Below are 18047 nucleotides of genomic sequence, written 5' to 3' on the forward strand. Positions count from 1 at the left end.
ATAAGAACCCTAAATAATAAAGTAAGTATTATTATATAGGGTTCCTATCACTGTTGTCTCGTATTTGAATTTAATCTTTACCAGCTTTATCTCTATATTGCTGTAGTAATTTTCGATTAAAGTCGTCTTCAGATTTTTTAAGCTTTAGTATTTTTTTTGCTGAAAGCACTTTCTTTAAGCTTGTCATATATTTTTCTCGAAGTACATACAATTCCTTATCTGTACTTTCTATTTGAGATAATAATGTTACTGCATCTTTGTCCGAAAGATTATTGATGTTGTCATCATTTAATTTTCGCAGATAAGTTTTCATTTTCAAATGCTTTAAGTCGAATTGCTTGTCGTCGTAAGCATTGTAAATTGGCCAGAATTTTTCGGCTTCTGTAGAAGTCAGTTCTAATTCTGTTGTTAAAAAAGAAACTTTAAAAGCTTTAATTTTTTCACGCTTTTCGTCAATTTTTCCATTTTGTGCAAAAAATGAAAAACTGGTCAGAAAGAGCAGAAGCGGTAAAATATTTTTTATTTTCATTGTTAAGTTAAGTTGAGTTAAGTTTAATTTAGTTTTGTTCTGAAATTAAATGTTCTATGTTCGGACTGGTCGATAAAATATCTTCTATGGTTTCATCTTCTAAAGTAATGTCATTGTTTATTTTTTCGATATCGCTGTCATCTAATTTTTGAATTAAATCGTATTGATTCAAATTAGATTGATACGATAAATAGGTTTCTAAAGTAGCTTCGTCAAGATCATTTGATGTTGCTCTATAATTGTTCACAATTGGAATCATTAAGGCAAAACCTACTACCGCTGCCGCTACTAGAGAGAATGTTTTTTTACGTTTGTAAAAAGGAATTACTTTTACTTCTTTTTCGTTTAATTGCTGTAAAACTTTCTCTGAAAAATCATCAAAATAATGCTCTGGAGTTTTAAATCCAGATTTTATTTTTGGTTCGTTTTCTAATTTAAATGTTTTCATAATACCTATAAGATAGTTTTAGTTACAAAAGGTTTAATTTGATGTAACATATAATTCGATTTTTTTTACTGCATGATGATAAGACGCCTTCAAAGCTCCCACAGAAGTACCTAAGATTTCTGCGATTTCTTCGTATTTTAATTCTTCAAAATATTTCATTTTGAAAACCAGCTGTTGTTTTTCTGGAAGTGTTACAATTGCTTTTTGAAGTTTGATTTGAATTTCATCCCCATCAAAATAAAGATCTGCTTTTAGGTTGTCAATTGTTTTATTCTGCAGATCTTCGGATGAAATACCGCTTAATTTTGCTTTTTGAGATAAAAAAGTCAAAGCTTCGTTTGTAGCAATACGATACATCCATGAAAAAAGTTTACTTTCACCTTTAAAGTTTTTAAGATATTGAAAGACTTTTACAAAAGTATTCTGCAAGACATCATCGGCATCATCATGATTCAAAACAATGTTTCGAATATGAGAATACAAAGGTCTCTGATAATCAGATAGGAGTTTTTGAAACGCTGCATTTTGCGTTTCAGGGTTTAATAATTGTTTTATAAATTCCTTCTCGTCTATCAAACTTTTTGTTTTGTAAACCTTCTTAATATAACTTAGACTGAATTTAAAACAAAAGGTTTAATCAACACCTTTAAGTTTAGAATTCTGACTGTTCTTCTTCTTTAGCAGGAGTTGTTGCAGCTGGGGCTGGAGTAGCAGCAGGTTTTTTCTGTGCTGGTTCCGCTTGGGTTTCTGGTGAATAAACTGGTGTAGTTACTATAGGTTCTTCTACTTTAGGTTTAACTGGGAAATAAATTTCAGTAACTAATTTAGACGAGCCTTTAACATCCAATTTACTTAGTGTCCAAATTTCAAGATGCGACCAGCTTAATTCTGGAGTAATCTTTTCTTTGTTTATAAAGGCTGTTGTTTTGGCAATAGCTTCATTTCTATGAGAGTAATCTCCAGTAAGCGTAGTTTTTACAGCATCGAATCCGTTAAGTTTTCCAGAAAGAATGTCACTTCCAGAACTAATAGAAATTTCTTTATTAATAGGTAAACAGATAGAGATTTTAGCTAAACCTGTTTTAGTGTCGTACGTATGATAAATAATAAAAGGCTTTCCGCTTGCAGATAATCCGTTTGTTTCGCTAAAGTGAATAAGCTTCGGAATTACAATTCGGGCATTTTTGTTTACTTTTTCTATCTCACTTGTAAAAGTTTGTTTTATATATGGAGTTTCAGTTTTTTTAACCAATCCATCAACTTTAACAGCATAAGTTTTTGTTTCGTAATCAAGGTTTTTATCAATATTGGCTAAACTTTTTTCATAAATAGTACCAATAACTCTGTCAGAACCTCCATGTAATGCAGTGTAGATTTTGAAAAGAAAACTCATAGTTCCTTTTCCTTTCCAGGTAACTTTAGTTTTTCCGTTCAAGGTATCTTTTAAAGTCCAGCTCACATCTGCTTCTGTACCTTCATATTTCATTTTTTGCTCAATGCTTTCACCATCTTTTGTTTTAAGTATGATTGCATTTCCTTTTCCTTCAACTCCGTCCCAATAAAAAGAAGCCCCGCTTCCGCTTGTTTTGTTCGGAAAAGTCATTTGTATTGAAGGATCTTCAACCGACCAAGATTCAAAATCTTCGTAATTTCTAAAATCATTAAGATAATTGTAAACCGTTGCACGAGGCGAATTGATTACTTTGCTTCTTTCTACATCAAAAATTCCTTTTTGTGTAGCAACAAAAACGGTAAGGGCAACAAGACTTAATAACGCAAAAAGAAATAAATACTTAAGAATTTTCATTGGTAGATTGTTTGGTTTCGTAAAGTTATAAATTTTATTGTGAGTCTTACTAATAACCAATAATTATTAGGTTTTATTTTGCTGCGATGTACTTTTTTATCGAAAAAAGACCCTTTTAACTTTGAGGATAATTATCTTTTAAAGAAAATTTTAATCAAAAATAAAATTGTGATGAATAGTAAAAAAACAAGTAATACTTTATAATTTCCTTTGTAAAAGATTTTATGTAATGCTAAATCTTTTCGATAAGCAAATATCATTACGATTACAAAAGCAATAAAAAAACACACCCCAAATATTAATTGTCCTTGACTAAACATAGCTTTAAAATTATTTTTGGCAAATTTAGAGAATTGCAGACGATTTGCTGCTAAATTGCCTTTTGATTTAATTCAGTTTTATTGCTAGATTTATATCGAAGTAGTTTAAATTAGCAAAAAAAAAGAAACAACTATATGAAAAAACAACTTGACGCCGTAACAGAATTTCACACCGCTTTTAAAATTGGCCACAGCGCAACACCAATTGCCGATGTTGGAGCTGAGAAAAAATTACTTCGTTACAATTTAATGAAAGAGGAAAATGAAGAATATTATGAGGCAGTTCAAAATAATGATTTAGTTGAAATTGCAGACGCACTTGGAGACATGATGTATATTTTGTGCGGTACAATTATAGAACATGGTCTACAAGATAAAATTGAAGCTGTTTTTGATGAAATTCAGCGTAGTAATATGAGTAAGCTTGGCGAAGATGGAAAACCAATTTACCGTGAGGATGGAAAAGTAATGAAGGGGCCAAATTATTTTAAACCTGATTTTTCGAAGCTTTTGTAAAAAAAAATGCCCTGCTATTTGAGTATAGGTTGTCATTTCGACGAAGGAGAAATCCCAGCGAGAAGCTCGATAAAGATTGAATTCTCGTTGTGGAGTTACTTGCGGGGATTTCTCCTTCGTCGAAATGACAATATTGTGTTTAAATAGTTATACGATAATAGAGTAAAATACAAAACCCGACAGATTTTTTAAAATTTGTCGGGTTTGTTTTTATAAATATCTTTTGATTATTGAACTTTAACTGTCCATCCGTAAGTGTCTTCAGAAAGTTTGTTTTGAAGACTTGTTAGTTTTTCTTTTAAGAAAGAAGCGTATGAATTCTCGATTGGAGCCATTTCATAATATTCATCTTGATAAGAGAAGCCTTTAATTACGCTGATAACTGCAGCAGTTCCAGCTCCAAAAATTTCTTTTAAAGATCCGTTTTTAGCAGCTTCAACTAATTCTGAAACAATTACTGGACGAACTTCTACTTTAGGACCTTCTTTTTCAGCCATTGCGATCAAACTTTTTCTAGTAACACCATCCAAAATTCTTTCGCTTGTTGGAGCAGTCAATAAAGTATCGTTGATTCTGAAGAAAACATTCATTGTTCCAGCTTCTTCTAATTTTGTGTGCGTTGCATCATCAGTCCAGATAACTTGTTGAAAACCATCTTTGTTTGCCAAGTTAGTTGGGTAAAATTGCGCAGCGTAATTTCCAGCAGCTTTCGCGGCACCAATTCCGCCATTTGCAGCTCTACTGTAATGTTCAGCAATAATTACTTTTACTTCACCTCCGTAATAAGCTTTTGCAGGAGAAAGTAAAATCATGAATTTATATTCGTCAGAAGGATTGGCGATAACTCCAGGTCCTGTAGCAATCATAAACGGACGGATATACATACTTGCTCCGTTTCCTCTCTGAATCCAGTCTTTGTCTAATTTCAATAATTCATTTAAACCATCCATAAAAATAGATTCTGGAATTTCTGGCATTGCCATTCTTACTGCAGAACTATTAAAACGTTTGTAGTTTTCATCCGGTCTAAACAACCAAACATCATTATTGTCATCTTTATAAGCTTTCATTCCTTCAAAAATAGCTTGACCATAATGGAAGACTTTTGAAGATGGATCCATCAAAATAGGAGCATAAGGTTTAATGACAGGATTTTGCCATTGTCCGTTTTTAAAATCGCATTCGAATAAATGGTCTGTAAATACAGCACCAAAACTTAAGTTGTCAAAATCTACTTCGTTTATTTTTGTAGAAGTAGCTTTTATGATTTCAATTTTGCTTGTTTGAGTTGTACTCATAGTTATGTAAGTTTTTTGTGAGATATTTCACGGTCGAGAATCTAACGTGATGATATCATGTAAAATAGAATTTATTGAATGCAAAATTAAGTAAAATAATGTAAAAAGCTTAGTGAAAATTCATTATTTACTGCTTTTGATTGAGATTTATTTATCCTATAATAAACTCAAATATTTAATTCGTTTTTATAAAGATTTTATGAAAAAACTATCGATTTTTAAGGCTTTACGCATTAGTTTTGACTAATTTTGAATATTAAAATGGCTTGAAAATCAATAAAAAGCTATTACAAATTTCGAAAAAATGAAAAGGGAAATAATTAAAACGCTAGACGGCTCAACTACAATTCGTTTGCCAGAATGGGATGAATGTTACCATTCGAAGCATGGTGCAATTCAAGAAGCTAAACATGTATTTATTAAAAACGGACTTGATTTATTTGAACAGCCAATAAGTATATTAGAAATAGGTTTTGGAACAGGTTTAAATGCCTTTATTACTTTTTTAGAAGCTGTCCGTAAAAAACAGAATATTGATTACGTTGGAGTAGAAGCTTATCCCGTTGATGCAAATGAAATTCTGGAGATGAATTATGCCGAAGAGCTGGAAGCATTGGAATTTGAGAACATTTTTGAAAAAATGCATAAAACTGAATGGGATAAAAAGGTAGAAATTTGCGATCTGTTCTCGTTAACCAAAAGGAAACAATTTTTTCACGAAATAAATGACTTTGAAATTTTTGATTTGATTTACTTTGATGCCTTCGGATATAGAGTACAACCGGAGCTTTGGAGTACAGAAATTTTTCAGAAAATGTACAATAGTTTAAAGCCAAACGGTGTTCTTGTAACTTATGCAGCGCGCGGAGTTGTTAAAAGAAGTATGATCGAAGTTGGGTTTACAGTAGAAAAATTGGCAGGCCCTCCAGGGAAAAGAGAAATGTTTCGAGCTTTTAAAAAGGTTTAAATGAACTATTTAGAATTATTCTAGATTGATTTATATGTTTTAAGAAAACGTATTCGTTGCTAAATTTTTTAAAAAAATAAGTTAAAAGTAGTATTTATGTTGGATATTTGATTAAATTTGCTCGAGTTTAAAAAAATAGATAACCCCCGAAAATCTTATTTTATTATGTCAAAAATGATGTTTGATTACACGAAATCAATACTTGAAAGAGTAAGTTTCGACCCGGTACTTTTCTGCAAGGAGTTAGAAAAAGCTATCAAAACACTGTTACCTTACGAAATGGAACAATTGCAAGAATGGTTATTAAATTTCATTATTGAAAAACCAGAATTAAAACAGAGTCTACAGCTAATTAAAGTATAAGAGAAAAGGAGCCAAAATAGGCTCCTTTTTTTATGCTTTCTTTTGTAAAGGACTAATGATTTGAACATTCTGAAAAACAATTGCTCCTTTTACAACGCCGGCAATTGTAGATCTGATCGCATCAATGATTTGCATTTTTAATTCGCTTTTTGGGTAAATTAAACTTACCTCACGAGCAGGTTTTGGTTCCTTAAAATTACGTAGTTTCAGTTTGTCGGAATCTTTTAAGTCTAAGGTGTGCAAGTACGGAAGTAACGTTGTGCCAAGGCCTTCGTCTGCTAATTTAATCAGGGTTTCAAAACTGCCGCTTTGAATCTGAAAATTAGTCTGATCGATGTCGGAACCATTTTTGCATAAATTAAGAATTCCGTCTCTAAAGCAGTGTCCGTCTTGTAAAAGAAGGATTTCATTTAAATTTAAATCAGAAACTTCTATTTCCTGCTTTTGAAAACTAGCATGATGCTCAGGAATATAAGCCACAAATGGTTCGAAGTATAAAACTATTTCTTTGATTTTTTCATCTTCCAGCGGCGTTGCGGCAATCGCGGCGTCCAAATGTCCATTTTTTAACTTTACAATAATTTCGTCTGTGTTAAGCTCTTCAATTAAGAGTTTTACCTTTGGATATTTTTTAATGAAATTATTTAAAAACATCGGTAAAAGCGTCGGCATAATGGTTGGAATTATTCCTAAGCGGAATTCTCCTCCTATAAAACCTTTTTGCTGCTCTACAATGTCTTTTATTCGATCGGCTTCGTTTACAATGTTTTTTGCCTGGTTCACTATTTTTTGACCAATGTCAGTAAGTTGAATAGGTTTTTTGCTTCTGTCGAAAATTAATATATTAAGTTCTTCTTCAATCTTTTGTATCTGCATACTCAAGGTTGGCTGAGTTACAAAGCATTTTTCAGCAGCTAGAGTGAAATTTTTATGCTCAGCAACTGCTAACACATATTGTAATTGAGTTATAGTCATATTGATAGTAAATTTTGATGCAAAAATAAGAAAATATAATTTTTATTTATATAAAATTCATGAAACTTACTTTAAATTTGTAGTAAATTAGTGTAAAAATTAAATTATGAAAACAAATATTTTAGGATTACCTGTAAAAGAATCAGAAGAATTAGTAAAAGAGTTGAATGTATTATTATCAAACTTTCAGGTATATTATCAAAACTTGAGAGGGATTCACTGGAACATTCGAGGAAAACGTTTTTTTGATTTACACGTAAAATTTGAAGAATTATATACAGATGCACAATTAAAAATTGATATGATAGCCGAAAGAGTTTTGACAATTGGGGGAACTCCGCTGCATACTTTTGATGACTATATTAAAAATAACAAATTAACTGTTGGAAAAAATATTTCTAATGATGAAAAAGCTGTTCAGTTAATTGTTCATTCGTTATCAGATTTGTTAAAAATTGAAAGAGAGATATTAAACAAATCTGACGAAATTAACGATGAAGGTACTAATTCTATGATGAGTGACTTTATTGCTGAGCAGGAAAAAACAATTTGGATGATGAATGCTTGGTTAGAAGAAACTCTTTAAAATATTGTTTGTTAACGATTTAAAAGCAGAACAGCATAAAAATTGCGTTCTGCTTTTTTGTTTATGTTAAATTTCTATAAAAATCTCTTTGATTTTATTTGTTTAACGCTATTTTTGCTTCAATGAAATTAGTTGCTCGCATATTATTATTCATTTTTATTGCCTTCTTATCGACCCCGACAATTGTTCAGGCGATAAAGAAAGGGAATAATACAGTTGTATCTTTTAGTATAGCTGAAGAAGAAGTACATAAAGAGCTGAAAAATGTTATGCATCATCCATCAATTTTGGAGCATGAAGTTATAATTCCGGTTTACATCGAGAAAAAAACAATCATATCTGAAAATATTGTAAAACTTGACAATATTTCTCCGAGCATATTTGCTCCACCTCCCAATTTAGTATAATACTTCCGATTATTTGATCTTTAGCCGCATTTGAATTTAAGCAAATGGGGTAAATCTTTAATGAATAATTTTTTTAGTATTGTATTATGACAAAAAAAATCAATCTTTTTGCCAACCTTAAGTCTGATTTTGCGTCAGGTTTAGTGGTTTTCTTGGTGGCTCTTCCATTGTGTTTAGGTATTGCAATGGCTTCTGGGGCGCCGTTATTTTCTGGAATTATTGCTGGTGTTGTAGGCGGTATTGTGGTAGGTTATTTAAGCCAGTCACATATTAGTGTATCGGGTCCAGCTGCTGGGTTGACAGCTATTATTTTAACCGCAATTACCGATTTTGGAGCTTTCGATGTATTTTTAATGTCTGTTTTTATTGCAGGATTAATTCAATTAGCATTAGGATTTTTAAAAGCCGGAAGTATATCCAACTATTTCCCAACAAATGTAATTGAAGGAATGTTAGCTGGTATAGGAATCATCATCATCTTAAAACAAATCCCTCATGCTTTTGGTTATGATGCTGATTTTGAAGGGGATCAAGCCTTTATACAAAATGATGGAAGTAATTCTTTTTCGTTTTTGTTTGATCTTTTAAATCACATTCAATTAGGAGCCGTAGTAGTTTCTTTAGTCTCACTGGTAATCTTGCTTTCGTGGGAGAAAGTACCATTTCTAAAAAGAATAAAATTAGTTCCAGGAGCACTAGTTGCAGTTATTGCTGGGGTTGTTTTAAACGAAATATTTGTATCAACAGGAAGCGCTTTGGCAATTGGAAAAGAACATTTGGTTTCTTTGCCAGTTCCAAAATCTTTTGATGAATTTAAATCAATTATAATTACGCCAAACTTTGCTGCTGTTTCAAATCCGCAGGTTTGGGTAGTTGCTGTTACAATTGCCATTGTTGCTTCTATTGAAACACTTTTATGTATTGAAGCCTCAGATAGAATGGATGCTCAAAAACGATACACAAACACAAATGTTGAATTAAAAGCGCAAGGTCTGGGCAATATAATAAGTTCTCTTTTAGGAGGACTTCCTATGACATCTGTTGTAGTGCGTTCGTCAGCTAATAATAATGCTGGTGCAAAATCTAAAATGTCTACTATTATTCATGGTGTACTTTTGTTAATAAGTGTATTATCGATTCCAGCAATTTTAAACAAAATTCCGTTGGCAACATTGGCAACAGTTTTAATTTTAGTGGGTTATAAATTAGCAAAACCAGCAACTTTTATGCATTTCTGGGAAAAGGGGAAATACCAGTTTGTCCCTTTTATTGCAACTTTGGTCTTTGTCGTTGCGACAGATTTGCTAAAAGGTGTTGCGTTGGGAATTATTATTAGTATCATTTTTGTTTTAAGAGGAAACTTAAAAAGAGCTTATATCTTCAAAAAAGAAGAATATGAAGACGGTGATATCATTCACATCGATTTAGCGCAGGAAGTTTCATTTTTAAACAAAGCTGCGATCAAACAAACGCTGAATGAAATTCCTGAAAATTCAAAAGTAATTATCAATGCTCATGATACAGAGTATATTGCACATGATGTTTTAGATTTGATTCGTGAATTTAAAGAAACAAGGGCAATTGATGATAACATTAAAGTCAAACTTAAAGGCTTTAAAGAAGCATACGAATTAGAAAATACACCAGATAATAACAATCACGTTACTATTGAACATTATTATGATGTAGCAAAAAGGGAAGTGGTTAAAAAAGAAGTTGTTAAAGGAGAATAATTAAAATAAGGTGTTTTTAAGGAGGAAGAAATCTTAAAATTTAGGTAACTTTACCTCAAGTTCTTTTTTGAGAAGATTATAACTTAAAAATTACCACAAAAAAAATAAAAAAATGAGAAAGTTTTATGAGCAGTTATTAGAAAACAATAAAAAGTGGGTAGAGAATTCATTGGCATTAGATCCAAATTATTTTGCTGATTTAGCAAAAGGTCAGTCGCCGCCATTATTATGGATTGGATGTTCTGACAGCCGTGTTCCTGCAAACGAAATTGTTGGTGCAAAACCAGGTGAAGTTTTTGTTCACCGTAATATCGCAAATATGGTTGTGCATTCTGATATGAATATGCTTAGTGTTCTAGATTATGCTGTAAATGTATTAAAAGTAAAACACGTTATCGTATGCGGACATTATGGGTGCGGAGGTGTAAAAGCTGCAATGGGACACCAATCTGTTGGAATTATTGATAACTGGCTGCGTCACATAAAAGATGAATACCGTCTACACGATAAATACTTAAACTCAATTGAGGACGAAACAGAACGTTTTAATGCTTTTGTTGAAATCAATGCAAAAGAGCAGGTTTACAATTTAGCTAAGACTTCTATTGTACAAAATGCATGGAAAAATGGTCAGGATTTAATGCTTCACGGATGGGTTTACGGATTAAATTCAGGTTTTGTAACCGATTTAAATGTAAATATCGCGTCGAATGATGAACTAGACGAAGTTTATCAATTAGATCTTTAATAGATTAAAAAATCGCCCTTTTTGAGGGCGATTTTTTTTTATTCATTTTCATCTAAGTTTTCGTTAAATGCAGATGGAAGCATTGTTGGGATAAACTTGATTAATATTGGTAATAACAAACTTCCTCCTGGAAGTAAAAATATCGTAAGCGATGGAATTGTTTTACAAATGTCCAAAAGCTGTTTTTTGACTTTCTTTTTTTCCTTTGCATCCAAATCTCTTGTTGTAGAATAAGCTAATAAAACAACGAGTTCTTTACTCTGCATAATTTCTCTTACCAATCGGTTTTTGTTTCTTGTGATCAATTTTATAACGCTGTGCGTCATTTGATCGTAAAAATGCTTAACAGGGTTCGAGTAATTAAAATACGGAATTTTACTTTTATGAGTTGTGATAAAAGCGTTTGTTGTTGCAATACTTTGGGCTGTAAATTCATCTGTAACACCCATCATTGATCCTAAAGAATATAAAAAATAAGCTTCTTCATTTTCAACAACACCATCACTCCAAAGTGCCATTCCAGCCATATCAATTAAATAATATTGCTCTAATTTGTTGCTGAAATAATCTAACTGCAAGGTTTCTAAAGTATCTACAGTAACTTTAGAGAATTTAGAATAACGAATAGAAGCTTCGAATAATTTAATCAATAAATCATCGTGCTGTGATTTTACCGTTTTAGTTTTTAGCGCTAAACCCACAATACCAAGAACTGTTTCTTCAATACGTTTTAGATATTTTTCTGGAATTTCGCCATGAGCCAAATATTGTCTAAAAGCTAAAACATCAATAAACAATAAAGCATTGGTTACCAAATGCGAAAAGTTTTTGCTGATGATGCTGTCATTCGTCTGAACCCTTTGGTCAATAATGCTTTCCAGAGAGAGGGAAGGAGTATCTTTTGGAAGTAAAATTTTAAACAAGTTAAATCCTTCTGGATTCATTTGTTTGTAAAACTTTAAAACTTCTGAGATGAAATTTTTAGGTTCCGAGTTTCTTTTCTCTAAACAAAAAACATGATAGAGTGTATTAAGTAAAGCTACTTTAGAAATTTCGGTTTTAAACCAGCCTTTTATCGGAATCGGAATCTGAGAATCTATAGCAATAATATGACCATAAATAAATCCCGTTTCTCTTACTTTATAGTAAAACGATTCTACTGTTTCAAAAGGAATTGCTTCTGAAAACTTCTGTTCACTAAAAAACTTATCTATCCAGCCGTGTGCTGATGGGTTAATCATTGACTTAATTTTGCTAATGCAAAGCTATGTCTTTTTCTTGTTTTAGGATTCATTTTAAAATGAAATAACCACTAGATTTTGTTAAAAATAGTGGTTATTGTATTTTCTTATTTGATGATTCCTGCACAAGCAACTCTTCCGCCGGCATTTCCTGTAGGCTGGGTTGTAAAATCATCTGTTCCTGCATGAACGATTAAACCTTTGCCAAGAACATCTTTGTTAGAATCTCCACATCCAACGCACCATTCGTCAGTAGTTAAAGTGATCGATCCATTACCTTTTGCATCTGCAGTAAAGTTTCCGATATCACCTTTATGATATTCGCCAACTCCCCATTTTCCGTGTTTTTTAAAAGTTGGATTCCAGTGTCCTCCAGCAGAGCTTCCGTCTGCAGCACTACAATCTGCTTTTTCATGGATATGTATAGCGTGAACTCCTGGTTCTAATCCAGTCATTTTTGCAGTAAAAGTAACTTTTCCATTTTTCTCTGTAAAAACAGCAGTTCCAGTAACCTTACTGTTGCTTTTTGGTTCTAATGCAACTGTTAATGTTTTTGCATCACTTGATTTTGTATTTGTCTTACAGCCAATGATTACGGCTGTAATTATAGCGAAAGAAACGATTAGTTTTTTCATATATATGGGCATTTTAGTTAAATATTAAGTAAATTTAACATAAAATAACGGAATGGCTTAACTCTAAAAGTTAAAAAAAAGTCAAACTATTCGTTATAATTTAATATCGATTGAGCACATAACACGGAAATATTGCGTAATTTCGTATGGTTTTAACGAATAATTTCTGAGATAATCCTGCTCTAATTCGCTCATATTTAATTCTTAACTATTATGATTAAAAAGATTTTTACTCTCGTTTTTCTTAGTTCAATATTGCTTTCCTGCAATATTTTTAAATGTAAAAAAAGTGATGCAGTTTCAAAACTCGACGGAACTTGGGAACTGAATTATATCACTGGTCCAAAGATTACTTTTGATGGTCTATACCCAAATAAGAAACCTACAATAATTTTCAATACAAAAGAAAACCAAGTTTCGGGCAATAACAGCTGTAATTCTTATACGGGAAAATTGGTTGTAAATGGAAATAAAATTGATTTTACCCAGCCAATGGCAGTTACCAAAATGATGTGTCTGGACGGACAACAAGGTGAACAAACTTATATGTCTACACTGCAAAAAATTACTTCATACGATATTACGGATGATGGTAAAACTTTAAATTTTATTTCTGGAGATATTGCAATGATGCGTTTTACTAAAAAATAATGCTATGAAAGCTAAAATATCTGTTATGTTCCTGATTTTTTCACTCTTAAGCTTTTCAGTTTCGGCACAGGAAAAAACAAAAAAAGAATTAAAAGAAGAAAGAGAACTAAAAAAGCAAAATGAAATTCAAGCACTTTTAGATGCCAAGAATTTTGTTTTTGAAGCACAAAAGGTTACACCGCAAGGTGGAAGATTAATTCAGCTGGATTACAATACTTATTTCTTGAACTTTAATACAGAAAACACAACTTGCGATCTTCCTTTTTTTGGACGCGGATTTAATGTTGCGTATAATGGTGACGGCGGAATTAAATTTGAAGGAAAACCTGAGAATATCAAAATTGAAAAGAAAAAGAAAAATACCATTTTAAAAGCAACAGTTCGAGGAAAAAACGATGTTTATGATCTAATGTTTAGTATTTTTTCTAATGGAACAGCTACGCTTAATGTAAATAGTAACAATAGAGCGCCAATTAGTTATGATGGAATAATTAGTGCTCCAAAGACATCGGTGAATAAATAATAGTTTTACCTATTTAAGATATAGATATACTGTTTTGGGTTTTAAAGTTTTAATAATCAGTATATTTTACTATGCATATTATTTTTAAAAACAAATTTAAAATTGAAACTATGAAAAAATTAAGTCTTATTCTTATTCTGGCTGTTGCCTCATTTTCATCTTATGCACAATCTTCTTTTAAAGAAGATGTAGATGTTTTGCAAAGTGTTTACGGGAAATCTAAAAGTGATTTAGTAAAACAATACATGAACTTGTCAGATGCTCAAGCAGCAGCTTTTACAAAGGTGTATGATGAGTACGAAACAAAACGTAAAGCGCTTGGTCAAACCAAATTTCAATTAATAAATGATTATGCAGCTAATTATGAAACTTTGACAGATGCCAAAGCCGATGAATTAGCAAAAGGTACTTTAAAAAATCATATTGATTATGAAAAACTTTACTCTAAAACCTATAGTCAAGCCAAAAAAGCGATTGGAGCTATAAATGCGGCTAAATTTATTCAGTTGGAAGTGTATCTGCAAACGATTATTCGCAGTGAAATTTTAGAATCTATTCCTTTTATCGGAGAATTGGATAAATCAAAAGTTCAATAAGGTTTTTGTAACTATAAAACAAAAAGGCAGTTATTTAGATAACTGCCTTTTTTTATTCTTTTAAACAAAATTATTTTGCTGTTTTTACTTTGTAAATTTCATTTACCATTCCGTCACGGAAACTATCTAACGTAAGTTCCCAAAACATAATTCCTCCTAATTTCTTCGCTTTTACGTATTCTGCTTTTGCTTTTATAGATTTAAGATCATCAGATGTTGCAAAAGTTTTGGTTGAAGCGTTATACCAATATGGTGCTTTTGCTTTATCATCCCAAAAGTATTTCCATCCATTTGCTTCAGTATAAGTTGTAGCAAAGTTTTTAAAATCGATGCCTTGAATATGTTCTCCAGCTTGATAAAGACCATTATTTACGTTTTCTACATTTTTCCAAGTTCTTGAGTAAAAAGCACCGCCAATAACTAGTTTCTCTGCAGGAACGCCTTGTTTCAATAAAAATTCAACAGCTCTATTCGTAGATTCTTCATTAGCATTTGTACTGTATAATGGAGAATGATGACCAGTAACTTTAGAATACCCGTTTACTAAATCATAACTCATAATATTGATGCGGTTTACCAACGGAGTTACAGCTTTCCAGTCAATAGATTCGTCTAAATATTTTTGGAAACCTCCTGCAGCGAAACTCAATTCGTATTTTTTACCTAATGTAGAACGTAATATTTTTACCAGTTCAGTAAAGTTAGGTTTGTCAACAGCCTGATACAAATGACCTGGAAGTCCTTCGATTGCTGGATATTCCCAATCTAGATCTAAACCGTCAACTTTATAAGAATCGCTTATTTCTTTTACAGATTTAGCAAACTTTAAACGACCTTCTGGAGTAGAGAAAGCAGCAGAACAAGGTTCGCAGCCACCCCAGCCGCCAAGTGATAAAATAATTTTTAGCTGCGGATTTTTTGCTTTTAGAGAAACTAAGTGTTTGATTGTAGTTGAATCTTTAGGAGAATCAACACTTAATTTTCCATCTTTTAAATGGCAGAAACTGAAAATAATTTGATTTAATTTGCCAACTTCGTATTCATCAATAAGTTTTGAATCGCCAGTGTAATAAGCGATTATGTCCATTTTTTTGTTCTTTTGAGCAAAGGTCGTCGTGATACCAAAGCACAACAAAAAAGAAGCGATTAGAGTAATTTGTTTCATTATTTTGTTTTTAGCGTTTTTAGAACGTTAAATATAAAGTAATACATTGGATATTTAACTATTGTAATTCACTTTGAAAGTTAATTTTAACGAAAATTTTGCAAATCGTTGCAAAAATATTGCGAAGAAAGATCTGGAAAATAACAAAAATAAACCCGCGCAGTTTCGGACTTGCGCGGGTTTAAACAAATTAAAAGCTAAAAACTATTGTAATATTAGAAGCAGTATGAATTTTCTGCAACTAATTTTTCTGCAATTTTTTCTCTCAACGCCACAACATTTGGCAGATTAGTGTATTTTGTAAAACGTTTCAATCCCATCAACATCATACGCTGTTCGTCACCTTCAGAGAAAGAAGCAATTCCTTCTTTTCCTCTTAAGTTTACAATATCTACAGCTTTGTACAAGTATAATTTTGCCATAGCAATTTGCTCTTGAACTTTATCTTCACCTTCTTTTTTAGCTAATTTCTCAGTTCTAAGAATTGTACTTTCAGCCATATAAATTTCGATTAAGATATCTGCAGCAGCCATTAATAATTGTTGGTGAGAATCTAATTCTGGACCATATTTTTGAACAGCGCTTCCAGCAACCATCAAGAAAACTTTTTTCAAGTTAGCTACGATTGTTTTTTCTTCTGCAAATAATTCAGAGAAATCCGGAGTATCAAAAGAAGGAATTCCCATTAATTCTTCTTGAACTTTCATTGCTGGTCCAAGTAAATCAACGTGCCCTTTCATTGCTTTTTTGATCAGCATACCTACAGAAAGCATTCTGTTGATTTCGTTAGTTCCTTCGTAGATACGTGCGATACGAGCATCTCTCCAAGCACTTTCCATTGGAGTATCTTCAGAGAATCCCATTCCGCCAAAAACCTGAATTCCTTCGTCAGAACAGTTTTGAACGTCTTCAGAAACCGCTACTTTCAAGATCGAACACTCGATAGCATATTCTTCAACACCTTTCAATTCAGCTTCCTGATGAGAAGTTCCTTCCGCTTCACGAGCAGCAATTCTGTCTTCGATGTCTTTTGCAGCACGGTAAGAAGCACTTTCTCCCGCGTAAGCGCTAGTTGCCATTTCAGCTAATTTAGAACGGATAGCTCCAAAAGATGAAATAGGAGTATTGAACTGAATTCTTTCGTTAGCATATTTTACAGCTCCAGTTGTTACTCTTCTTTGAGCATCTAAACATGCAGCAGCCAATTTAATACGACCAACGTTCAAAGCATTCATCGCAATTTTGAAACCGTTTCCTCTTTCAGACAACATGTTTTCAACCGGAACTTTTGTTTCGTTGAAGAAAACCTGACGAGTAGAAGAAGCACGAATTCCTAATTTATGCTCTTCTTCATTCATAGAAATTCCGTTTGACGGATCATTTTCTACGATGAAACCTGTAATATTTTTATCATCTCCAATACGAGCAAAAACGATGAAAACGCTGCAGAAACCTGCATTCGAAATCCACATTTTTTGTCCTGTAATTTTATAATGTGTTCCGTCTTCTGATAAAACTGCTTTAGTTTTTCCTGAGTTAGCATCAGATCCAGCGCCTGGCTCAGTTAAGCAGTAAGCTCCAAACCATTCTCCAGAAGCCAATTTAGGAACGTATTTTTTCTTTTGCTCTTCAGATCCGTAAAGTGTAATTGGCATTGTTCCAATTCCAGTATGCGCACCAAAAGCAGTTGAGAAAGAACCAGTTGCTCCAGAAATGTAGTCACAAACCAACATTGTAGAAACAAATCCCATTCCTAATCCGCCGTATTCTTCAGGTACTGCAACTCCAAGAAGTCCTAGTTCACCAGCTTTACGCATAGAAGCTTCTGTATAAGCGTAATCTTTTTTCTCAAAACGATCTTTATGCGCCCATAATTCTTTGTCAACGAACTCTTTTACAGAGTCGCGCATCATTAACTGCTCTTCCGAGAAATCTTCTGGAGTAAAGATGTCCTCGCATTTTGTTTCTTTAACTAAAAACTGACCACCACGAGTCACGTTTTTTTCGATTGTATCTGCCATTGCTTATGTTTTTAGGTAAAAGATGAAAGAAGCAATAAGCAAGATTTTAATTTAACTTGCTAATAAAGCCTGTGGTCATCTTTTGAAATTCAATTATTTTGTTTTCTAATTTTTCTGTTTTTTCCTTTGTTACATAGTCATTTTGACAAGCTATTAACAATTGTGTTTGCAATTCAAATGACGAACCTAAACTAATATTCAAATAATGTTGAAAATGTTTATTGCCTCTGTTTGAGCCCTCAGCAATATTAGAAGGCATGGAAACAGAACATCTATTCATTTGATTTACCAAACTATAAATTTCTGATTTGGGAAAAGTGGCGGTTAGTCTATAGATGTCATTTGTAATTTCCATAGCTAAAATCCAAATTTTCAAATTCTTAAAATTGTGTCTCATGTTTTTTTGAGGCAAGATAAGAAGAAAAATTAAATGTAGGTTTTTTACTACTTTTTAAAATGTTTACTCTCAGAATATTTTCATTCCAAAAATCAAGTCTTGCTTCTTGCTTCTTTCCTCT

21 protein-coding genes are annotated in these 18047 nt (G+C 32.2%); 10 read left to right on the plus strand and 11 right to left on the minus strand.

The features are described 5' to 3' along the window. Nucleotides 1–70 precede the first annotated feature (70 nt). The 4 genes from EDB96_RS07210 to EDB96_RS07225 all read right to left on the minus strand — a co-directional run bounded on the left by EDB96_RS07210 (nt 71) and on the right by EDB96_RS07225 (nt 2784). Complete coding sequence (locus EDB96_RS07210) at nt 71–529, minus strand: hypothetical protein (protein WP_057116709.1); 459 nt, start codon at nt 527–529, stop codon at nt 71–73. A gap of 28 nt (nt 530–557) precedes the next feature. Then, nucleotides 558–977, minus strand: coding sequence for a hypothetical protein (locus EDB96_RS07215; protein ID WP_134139927.1), 420 nt, complete (start codon nt 975–977; stop codon nt 558–560). Nucleotides 978–1010: 33 nt separating this feature from the next. Next, entirely contained in the window at nt 1011–1553 is a 543-nt protein-coding gene (locus EDB96_RS07220; protein ID WP_057116707.1) for an RNA polymerase sigma factor, read from the minus strand. A gap of 76 nt (nt 1554–1629) precedes the next feature. Continuing rightward, a complete protein-coding gene (locus EDB96_RS07225) occupies nt 1630–2784 on the minus strand; it encodes an SRPBCC family protein (protein WP_134139928.1) in 1155 nt (384 codons plus the stop codon). A 455-nt stretch (nt 2785–3239) separates the two neighbouring features. Here EDB96_RS07225 and EDB96_RS07235 point away from each other — a divergent pair, with 455 nt between their 5' ends. Beyond that, nucleotides 3240–3620 (plus strand): nucleoside triphosphate pyrophosphohydrolase family protein, encoded by a 381-nt coding sequence (locus EDB96_RS07235; RefSeq protein WP_057116704.1) that lies wholly within the window; start codon nt 3240–3242, stop codon nt 3618–3620. A 227-nt stretch (nt 3621–3847) separates the two neighbouring features. Here EDB96_RS07235 and EDB96_RS07240 read toward each other — a convergent pair whose 3' ends face one another. After that, a complete protein-coding gene (locus tag EDB96_RS07240; RefSeq protein WP_134139930.1) occupies nt 3848–4918 on the minus strand; it encodes a branched-chain amino acid aminotransferase in 1071 nt (356 codons plus the stop codon). A gap of 304 nt (nt 4919–5222) precedes the next feature. On the opposite strand from EDB96_RS07240, the gene mnmD reads away from it, so the two are divergent. Both mnmD and EDB96_RS21195 read left to right on the plus strand, forming a co-directional pair. Further along, entirely contained in the window at nt 5223–5885 is a 663-nt protein-coding gene (gene mnmD, locus EDB96_RS07245; RefSeq protein WP_057116702.1) for a tRNA (5-methylaminomethyl-2-thiouridine)(34)-methyltransferase MnmD, read from the plus strand. Nucleotides 5886–6050: 165 nt separating this feature from the next. Continuing rightward, nucleotides 6051–6248, plus strand: coding sequence for a hypothetical protein (locus EDB96_RS21195; RefSeq protein ID WP_057116701.1), 198 nt, complete (start codon nt 6051–6053; stop codon nt 6246–6248). Between the two features lie 30 nt (nt 6249–6278). On the opposite strand, the gene EDB96_RS07255 is transcribed toward EDB96_RS21195, so the two are convergent. After that, complete coding sequence (locus tag EDB96_RS07255) at nt 6279–7223, minus strand: LysR substrate-binding domain-containing protein (protein WP_134139931.1); 945 nt, start codon at nt 7221–7223, stop codon at nt 6279–6281. Nucleotides 7224–7329: 106 nt separating this feature from the next. Here EDB96_RS07255 and EDB96_RS07260 point away from each other — a divergent pair, with 106 nt between their 5' ends. The 4 genes from EDB96_RS07260 to can all read left to right on the plus strand — a co-directional run bounded on the left by EDB96_RS07260 (nt 7330) and on the right by can (nt 10697). Further along, nucleotides 7330–7809 (plus strand): Dps family protein, encoded by a 480-nt coding sequence (locus EDB96_RS07260; RefSeq protein ID WP_134139932.1) that lies wholly within the window; start codon nt 7330–7332, stop codon nt 7807–7809. A 122-nt stretch (nt 7810–7931) separates the two neighbouring features. Continuing rightward, nucleotides 7932–8216: a hypothetical protein gene (locus EDB96_RS07265; protein ID WP_241774348.1), complete on the plus strand. Its 285-nt coding sequence runs from the start codon at nt 7932–7934 to the stop codon at nt 8214–8216. Between the two features lie 86 nt (nt 8217–8302). Further along, nucleotides 8303–9949, plus strand: a complete 1647-nt coding sequence (locus EDB96_RS07270) for a SulP family inorganic anion transporter (RefSeq protein WP_134139933.1) — start codon at nt 8303–8305, stop codon at nt 9947–9949. 112 nt (nt 9950–10061) lie between these two features. Then, a complete protein-coding gene (can, locus tag EDB96_RS07275; protein WP_057116696.1) occupies nt 10062–10697 on the plus strand; it encodes a carbonate dehydratase in 636 nt (211 codons plus the stop codon). A gap of 38 nt (nt 10698–10735) precedes the next feature. On the opposite strand, the gene EDB96_RS07280 is transcribed toward can, so the two are convergent. Beyond that, nucleotides 10736–11938, minus strand: a complete 1203-nt coding sequence (locus EDB96_RS07280; protein WP_057116695.1) for an LETM1-related biofilm-associated protein — start codon at nt 11936–11938, stop codon at nt 10736–10738. A gap of 107 nt (nt 11939–12045) precedes the next feature. Then, complete coding sequence (locus EDB96_RS07285) at nt 12046–12573, minus strand: superoxide dismutase family protein (protein ID WP_057116694.1); 528 nt, start codon at nt 12571–12573, stop codon at nt 12046–12048. A 213-nt stretch (nt 12574–12786) separates the two neighbouring features. On the opposite strand from EDB96_RS07285, the gene EDB96_RS07290 reads away from it, so the two are divergent. The 3 genes from EDB96_RS07290 to EDB96_RS07300 all read left to right on the plus strand — a co-directional run bounded on the left by EDB96_RS07290 (nt 12787) and on the right by EDB96_RS07300 (nt 14343). After that, nucleotides 12787–13224: an META domain-containing protein gene (locus tag EDB96_RS07290; RefSeq protein ID WP_134139934.1), complete on the plus strand. Its 438-nt coding sequence runs from the start codon at nt 12787–12789 to the stop codon at nt 13222–13224. A 4-nt stretch (nt 13225–13228) separates the two neighbouring features. Then, the gene (locus EDB96_RS07295; RefSeq protein ID WP_134139935.1) at nt 13229–13747 is read left to right on the plus strand and encodes a DUF4251 domain-containing protein; all 519 of its coding nucleotides are present in this window, start codon (nt 13229–13231) and stop codon (nt 13745–13747) included. 110 nt (nt 13748–13857) lie between these two features. Beyond that, on the plus strand, nt 13858–14343 hold the full coding sequence (locus EDB96_RS07300; RefSeq protein ID WP_057117011.1) for a hypothetical protein: 486 nt from the start codon (nt 13858–13860) through the stop codon (nt 14341–14343). Nucleotides 14344–14413: 70 nt separating this feature from the next. Here EDB96_RS07300 and EDB96_RS07305 read toward each other — a convergent pair whose 3' ends face one another. The 3 genes from EDB96_RS07305 to EDB96_RS07315 form a co-directional block, all read right to left on the minus strand. Further along, nucleotides 14414–15430 (minus strand): glycoside hydrolase family 18 protein, encoded by a 1017-nt coding sequence (locus EDB96_RS07305; RefSeq protein ID WP_243839316.1) that lies wholly within the window; start codon nt 15428–15430, stop codon nt 14414–14416. Nucleotides 15431–15723: 293 nt separating this feature from the next. After that, on the minus strand, nt 15724–17529 hold the full coding sequence (locus EDB96_RS07310; RefSeq protein ID WP_134139937.1) for an acyl-CoA dehydrogenase family protein: 1806 nt from the start codon (nt 17527–17529) through the stop codon (nt 15724–15726). A 46-nt stretch (nt 17530–17575) separates the two neighbouring features. Continuing rightward, nucleotides 17576–17926, minus strand: a complete 351-nt coding sequence (locus EDB96_RS07315; protein ID WP_134139938.1) for a four helix bundle protein — start codon at nt 17924–17926, stop codon at nt 17576–17578. Nucleotides 17927–18047 lie beyond the last annotated feature (121 nt).

This window comes from Flavobacterium sp. S87F.05.LMB.W.Kidney.N (assembly GCF_004366435.1).
Taxonomy (GTDB): domain Bacteria; phylum Bacteroidota; class Bacteroidia; order Flavobacteriales; family Flavobacteriaceae; genus Flavobacterium.